Below are 6178 nucleotides of genomic sequence, written 5' to 3' on the forward strand. Positions count from 1 at the left end.
GTGTCAAATGTGTCATAACCTAGATTGACATCATCGATGCCTAGCTCCTGCATAGTGTAGGGTCTTTACTTTATGTAAGACCGCCCACCATCGAGAGAAAGCCCCCCTGCATCATTGCGCGTTTGCGCCACCATGAATCCTTTAATCTTTAAGCTTTCAGCTTCTAAGATTTTAATCTTTTAATCTTTAAATTTTTAATTTTCTTGGCTTTTAAAATCTTTATTTTTTTAATCTTTAATTTTTTAATCGTGAATAGAAGATCTTTCGCCCTTTTGTATTTCCCGGACAAGTCCCCTATATAGGCAGTCCGATCGTTACGAATGTGGATAGCCAACTGTCCCGACCTCGTTGCCGCCTTGGAGGAAATAGGTCAGCCATACAAGAAGACCAAGACCCTGACAGCAAGGCAAGTCCGTCTCATCATGCACTACATTGGTGATCCGTAAACTGACCACCGCATTCAGTTCCCAACTGAATGCCCTATTCAGTTACCAACTGACTACCCCATTCAGTTCCCAACTGACTACCCCATTCAGTTCCCATCTGAATCCCCCTTTCAGTTATCACCAGACAAGAGCCCTTTCATCTCTCCCACTCCATATGAGCAGACATGAGCAAACATGAGCATCCGCCAAATTAAAATGTAGTACCTTTGAATCAGAAAACGAAACCCAATCGCTCTTTGACTTACTGCCACCCAACTCTTTCTTTTGAACAGAAACTGCGAAGCTGATGAGCTTGCGAATAATTGCCAACAGTATAACAGCAGATGCCCGGCGCCACCCCCAAAGCCTATCCCAACTTCAAGCCCTCAACAGAATTCGCTTATCTGATGAAGTGACGACTGATGACTGATGCCCGATGCGCAGTATAATCAGTAATTAATTATCAGTAATCAACAATCATTAATCAACCTCTCTTCCTCCGTACCTGGGGTCATTGCTGTCGAAGTGATTCTTCTGCTGGCGGTACACCTTTGTGATGCAACTTTACCCTTCGGGGAGAAGAAGGACTTCTGGCCACGCTTACGTACTGGATGGTTGCTCACCAAACCAAAGTTCACTGCCATCTCATGAAGAGGGAGAAGCCGTTTCATACGTCCAAGTTCGCTGTTTTCAAACGTAACTCTAAATAAATCATAAAAATCGAATACTTCGAACGGAATTCGCTTGCTTATTCCAGAGTTTCATCTGAGCTCAAATTCTCGTAATACCGTTTTTGATATTCAAGCACTTATATAACATCTTATGCTAGTTGGGTTAAGTTTCGAAATCAAATCGGTTTACCTTAAATATCATAGGATTTGTATTATAGAAAATGTATAAAGATTAATTAATCTAAAATATGAGGTAACACATATTGAAATATAACCTATTTTTGTTATCTTTTCGAAAATACATATAACATGGGAAAGACGCAATTAAGACTACTGACCATGGAGATACAGACTCCTCAAACTACCGGGAGATGAAAAGACAAAAATGACACAATATGAATGAAAATGGCATAAAAAGCAAGCCCCTGGGCATTCCCTACGGCATGATGAACTTCGTGGCAATTCGCGAAGACAACTATTACTATGTCGATAAGACTCGATTTATAGAAAAGATAGAAAACTCCAACAGATACTTCTTCTTTATCCGCCCTCGCCGATTCGGCAAGAGTCTCACCATGTCGATGCTACACCACTACTACGACATCAATGCTGCTGACAAGTTTGAGCGACTTTATGGCAACCTGTATATAGGCAAGAACCCAACGTCCAACCGCAACAAGTATCTCGTCATGAACCTCAACTTTGCAGTGATAATTTGTGCATGGCTTCACCCTTGCCTTGACAAGCATGTGCCGGTTCTACCGTCCCATCTCCGAACTTGACAATCAGAACGGCTATGCCGACATCTTCCTCCGTCCTCGCCAGGAGATATACAACGATATGGAGCACTCCTACATAGTCGAGTTGAAATATCTCAACAGCAAGGCGACAGACGCCCAGGTGGCTTCCACCATCGAGCAGGCAAAAGCCCAAGTATGCCGCTATGCCGACACTGTGAACGCCAAAGAGCAAATTGGCACGACTACGCTCCATAAGGTGTATGTGGTATATCGTGGAGTTGAGATGGTGGCATGCGAAGAGGTAGTGGAATAGTAACTTATCAGTATAATGGTAGTTATTTACAATAAAACAGTAAAAAAAGAATATTTTATTTGGCGAAATGATATAAATTCATTATCTTTGCCGAAAAAAATAAGAATATGGCAAAAATGACAAAAGAAGAATTGCTCAAAGCCTTAAAAAAGGCCTGGCAAAATAAGGAAGAGGCTCGCAAGAGAACTGCCGACGAGTGGGCAAATGAAGGAATCACCGGTAATGTTGTGCTATTATGATAAAGTTTTCTTTATCACGCATTCGTGAAGAATCTCCGTACAATTTAATTTTATCGGGGACTGATTTCAGGTTTATTACAGATTTTGGAATTCACTATAGTGTGAGTTTCAATAAAGAAGATATTGTTCTTGGCGAATGTGAAACCTATCAATTAATTATTAGAAAAATTGATGAAATTAGAAGTAAACATGACCCTAAGGTAGAAAAAACAATTCTTGCCATTATTGATGAATTCTTCAGGTCTAACTTGGAAATTTTGCTTTATATGTGTGACACAAGTGATGGACGTGAAAGTATTAGAAATAGATTGTTCATTTCTTGGTTTGAAAAATATGCTAATAAAGAGCGATTCACAATATGTAAGGCATTTACAAGTGTTGAGGGGCAAGGCTTATTTATCGGAATTATTGTTGAGAATAGGAATCCCAAGATTTACGACATTATCACAGATTTTAATGAACAAGCAAAATTATTGTCAGCCAGTGACAAACCTGAATGATCAAGAGAAGAACATAACAAAACGGTGTTCAGCTAAAAATGACACGATATGAATGAAAATAGCATAAAGAGCAAACCACTGGGTATTCCCTACGGCATGATGAACTTCGTGGCAATTCGCGAAGACAACTATTACTATGTCGATAAGATATGCAGCATACTTGCCAGTTGGAATTAAAGACAGCAGATTGGCACAACCACGCTCCATAAGGTGTATGGGGTATATCGCGGAGTTGAGATGGTGGCGTGCGAAGAGGTAGTGGAATAAATGTAACTAAGACTTTTACAATAATGGAAACAGTAAAGCAAATACCATACGGAGTGGCCGATTTCGAGTCGGTGATAGATCGTGGGTTATATTATGTCGATAAGACTATGTATCTGGCTGAATTGGAAAAACAGCCGGACACCTTGATTTTCATCCGCCCCCGAAGATTTGGCAAGAGTCTCTTCATCAGTATGATGAGGGCATATTACGACAAGTCGAAGGCTAAGGATTTCGACACCCTCTTTGGCACCCTGTGGATAGGCAGCCACCCCACTCCATTGCGCAATCATTATCAGGTGCTGTATCTTGACTTCTCACGTATAGGCGGAAATATCGACGTATTAGAAAAGGAGTTCGACAGCTATTGCTGCATACAACTGAATGATTTCATCGATACTTACCGCAACGACTATCCAAAGGAAATGGTTGATGAGTTCTTACGAGCCGAGAACGCAACTCGGAAACTCAACATACTTCTGAACATGTCGAGGAAATATGACCAGCCGCTGTATCTCATTATCGACGAATACGACAACTTTACCAATGTCGTGCTCAACGAGCATGGGGAGGCAATCTACCATAACATGACCCATGCTGCAGGATTCTATCGTGAGGTGTTCAAGAAGTTCAAGGGAATGTTCGAACGCATCTTCCTCACAGGAGTGAGCCCCGTTACTCTCGACGACCTCACAAGCGGCTTCAACATCGGCTGGAACGTGTCGATGTCACCCGAACTCGACAAGATGCTCGGATTCTCCACCGAAGACGTGCGTCAGATGTTCAACTATTTCAAAGAGGCAGGACAGCTGCCCGCCGACTCTGATATTGAGGCAATGATAACAGAGATGAAGCCGTGGTATGACAACTACTGCTTTGCGGAGGAGTGTCTTGAAAGCAACATAAGAGTGTTCAACTGCGACATGGTGTTGTACTATCTTCGCAATTATATCACCTATAAGCATTCCCCAAAAATCATGCTCGACCCGAACACGAAGACCGACTACAAGAAGCTCAACATGCTCATACAGCTCGACAAACTCGACGGAGACCGCAAGGGCGTGATGATGGAGATAATAGAAAAAGGAGAGATAGCCGCCACACTCGTCCCCTCGTTCTCAGCCAACGAGATAACCGACCCTGAGACATTCCCAAGCCTGCTTTTCTATTATGGTATGCTGACCATTAAGGGAAGATATGGAACGATGCTTTCGTTAGGCATTCCTAACAACAACGTCCGTATGCAATATTACAATTATATATTGAAGCAATACGCACAATATAAGATTGTGAATGTCAACAAACTTCAAATCGCATTTGTTAAGATGTCCTTGGATGGTCTTTGGCAAGAACCGCTTCAATACATGGCCGACTGCTACAAGCAACTCTCCTCTGTTCGCGACACCATCGAGGGCGAACGTAACATTCAGGGGTTCTTCCTCGCCTACCTGAGCCTCAACGACTACTACATCACTGCTCCCGAGGTTGAGCTCAACCATGGCTATTGCGACTTCTTCCTACTCCCCAATATGACCCACTATCAGGCAAACCACAGCTACATTCTCGAACTGAAATATCTCTCAAAGTCTGATTATTCAGAAGAGAAGGCTGCCAATCAATGGGCAGAGGCCGTAGAACAAATAAATGGTTATGCCATAGCTCCCCGTGTTGAGGCCCTGCGTCAAGGCACACAGATGCACAAGATAATCATGCAGTTCTGCGGATGGGAGATGGTGAGGATGGAAGAGATTTGATTTGTCATAAACAAACAGCCTCAAAGGATGTTTAAAATTGTAAAAGAAATGGACAGTCAGAGTGCAAAGCCAAGATTAAAATGGGTAGACACCGCCAAAGGAATATGTATCCTTTTGGTAATCTTATATCATACCACTGAACATATTATGGATTTGAGTCCTGCTTTAAGAGATATGCTTAGAGCAACACGTATGCCATTGTATTACACAATAGCAGGACTGTTCGTATCCATCAAGAGTCCACAAATATTCCTTAACAAGAAAATTAATAGACTTATTATACCGTTTTGTTTCTTTATCCTATTGGGAAACACGGTCGGATATGTAAAGTCACTAATAGAAAACACGGATTTCACGTATTTCTCCCCTTTGTATTATGTAATAACCGGAGACGTTGCCGGGCAATTCATCAATTCTCCGGTATGGTTTCTGTTCTCATTATTTGACGTTTATCTCATATTCATGCTTATTGAGAAAATTTCATCCTGTTTCTGCAAATACCAAATAACATCAAAAATTGTCTTATCGTTATTAGCGGGATTCTGCGGCATTAGATGTAATAGAATGGGAATCGACCTTCCCTTTTTCCTGGACTCATCACTCACGGCTACTCCTTTCCTCATCTTCGGACATATCATAATGTCAAGAACAGACTTCTTCAAGAAAGACTACAACAGACTGATATACCTGTCGTTATCTCTTGTTATGATAGGCATCGCTTTAATCACAGCCAGTGGAGATATTGATTATCGTATCAATAATTTCAAAACATCTCTATTCCACATATATTTTCCTGCTTTTATGGGTGTAATAGGAATTCTGATGTTTACCAAAGTCATAGGCACAATTCCCATTATCACAAAAATAGGGCGATATTCTATCGTATTTTTAGGCACCCATTATTTATTTTTTAAAGATTTAAGGTTGTTTTTTGAGACACATATAAGTCAACAACAAGTGATACTTATTGATCTTCTAACATTCTCATGTTCTGTCATTATATCAATGGTTTTATGTTGGATATTTCTGAAAACAGTTCCATATCTCATTGCACAGAAAGACATAGTTTATATTGGTAATATTGAAAAGTTCAAACAGAGATGATGACAAATCATATCCAATTGTCATCACATAGATTTAACAAATAGGGTGTCCAGTTTGTCGTTCCAAAAACGCACTGGATTAGCCCTGTTTGAAATGTTAATTTAAAGCTCTGATATTTAACGTTTTAGTAATAGAATTAGTTCTTTGAAAATTTGTGTATCTCATTGA

General features: G+C 40.7%; 7 protein-coding genes and 2 pseudogenes. 8 read left to right on the plus strand and 1 reads right to left on the minus strand.

Annotation, left to right across the window (positions count from 1 at the left end; all coding sequences use genetic code 11):
- Positions 1 to 314 precede the first annotated feature (314 nt).
- Positions 315 to 446, plus strand: a pseudogene (locus CIK98_RS08175) (DUF4248 domain-containing protein); the annotation flags it as partial.
- Positions 447 to 895: 449 nt separating this feature from the next.
- Here CIK98_RS08175 and CIK98_RS17645 read toward each other — a convergent pair.
- Entirely contained in the window at positions 896 to 1096 is a 201-nt protein-coding gene (locus CIK98_RS17645; RefSeq protein ID WP_141210473.1) for a hypothetical protein, read from the minus strand.
- 395 nt (positions 1097 to 1491) lie between these two features.
- On the opposite strand from CIK98_RS17645, the pseudogene CIK98_RS08180 reads away from it, so the two are divergent.
- From CIK98_RS08180 to CIK98_RS08200, 7 genes and pseudogenes are all read left to right on the plus strand, one after another.
- Positions 1492 to 1809, plus strand: a pseudogene (locus tag CIK98_RS08180) (AAA family ATPase); the annotation flags it as partial.
- A 34-nt stretch (positions 1810 to 1843) separates the two neighbouring features.
- Positions 1844 to 2149, plus strand: coding sequence for a PD-(D/E)XK nuclease domain-containing protein (locus CIK98_RS08185; RefSeq protein ID WP_094383758.1), 306 nt, complete (start codon positions 1844 to 1846; stop codon positions 2147 to 2149).
- Positions 2150 to 2256: 107 nt separating this feature from the next.
- Complete coding sequence (locus CIK98_RS18915) at positions 2257 to 2388, plus strand: hypothetical protein (protein WP_256387762.1); 132 nt, start codon at positions 2257 to 2259, stop codon at positions 2386 to 2388.
- Positions 2385 to 2888 (plus strand): DUF6169 family protein, encoded by a 504-nt coding sequence (locus tag CIK98_RS08190; protein WP_094383759.1) that lies wholly within the window; start codon positions 2385 to 2387, stop codon positions 2886 to 2888. The genes CIK98_RS18915 and CIK98_RS08190 overlap by 4 nt, the downstream gene beginning before the upstream one ends.
- A 48-nt stretch (positions 2889 to 2936) precedes the next feature.
- The gene (locus CIK98_RS18920; protein WP_256387763.1) at positions 2937 to 3065 is read left to right on the plus strand and encodes a hypothetical protein; all 129 of its coding nucleotides are present in this window, start codon (positions 2937 to 2939) and stop codon (positions 3063 to 3065) included.
- A gap of 113 nt (positions 3066 to 3178) precedes the next feature.
- Positions 3179 to 4906 carry an ATP-binding protein gene (locus CIK98_RS08195; protein ID WP_094383760.1) on the plus strand — a complete coding sequence of 576 codons (1728 nt, stop codon included), beginning with the start codon at positions 3179 to 3181 and terminating at the stop codon, positions 4904 to 4906.
- Between the two features lie 27 nt (positions 4907 to 4933).
- A complete protein-coding gene (locus CIK98_RS08200) occupies positions 4934 to 6010 on the plus strand; it encodes an acyltransferase family protein (protein WP_094383761.1) in 1077 nt (358 codons plus the stop codon).
- Positions 6011 to 6178: the final 168 nt, after the last annotated feature.

Source organism: Prevotella sp. P2-180 (assembly GCF_002251435.1).
Taxonomy (GTDB): Bacteria; Bacteroidota; Bacteroidia; order Bacteroidales; family Bacteroidaceae; genus Prevotella.

What these genes read in the sequence shown, in the direction of transcription:
- CIK98_RS08200 (WP_094383761.1), top strand. Translation starts at nt 4,934, where the DNA reads ATGTTTAAAATTGTAAAAGAAATGGACAGTCAGAGTGCAAAGCCAAGA.
- CIK98_RS08190 (WP_094383759.1), top strand. Translation starts at nt 2,385, where the DNA reads ATGATAAAGTTTTCTTTATCACGCATTCGTGAAGAATCTCCGTACAAT.
- CIK98_RS08195 (WP_094383760.1), top strand. Translation starts at nt 3,179, where the DNA reads ATGGAAACAGTAAAGCAAATACCATACGGAGTGGCCGATTTCGAGTCG.
- CIK98_RS08185 (WP_094383758.1), top strand. Translation starts at nt 1,844, where the DNA reads ATGTGCCGGTTCTACCGTCCCATCTCCGAACTTGACAATCAGAACGGC.
- CIK98_RS17645 (WP_141210473.1), bottom strand. Translation starts at nt 1,096, where the DNA reads ATGAAACGGCTTCTCCCTCTTCATGAGATGGCAGTGAACTTTGGTTTG.
- CIK98_RS18915 (WP_256387762.1), top strand. Translation starts at nt 2,257, where the DNA reads ATGGCAAAAATGACAAAAGAAGAATTGCTCAAAGCCTTAAAAAAGGCC.
- CIK98_RS18920 (WP_256387763.1), top strand. Translation starts at nt 2,937, where the DNA reads ATGAATGAAAATAGCATAAAGAGCAAACCACTGGGTATTCCCTACGGC.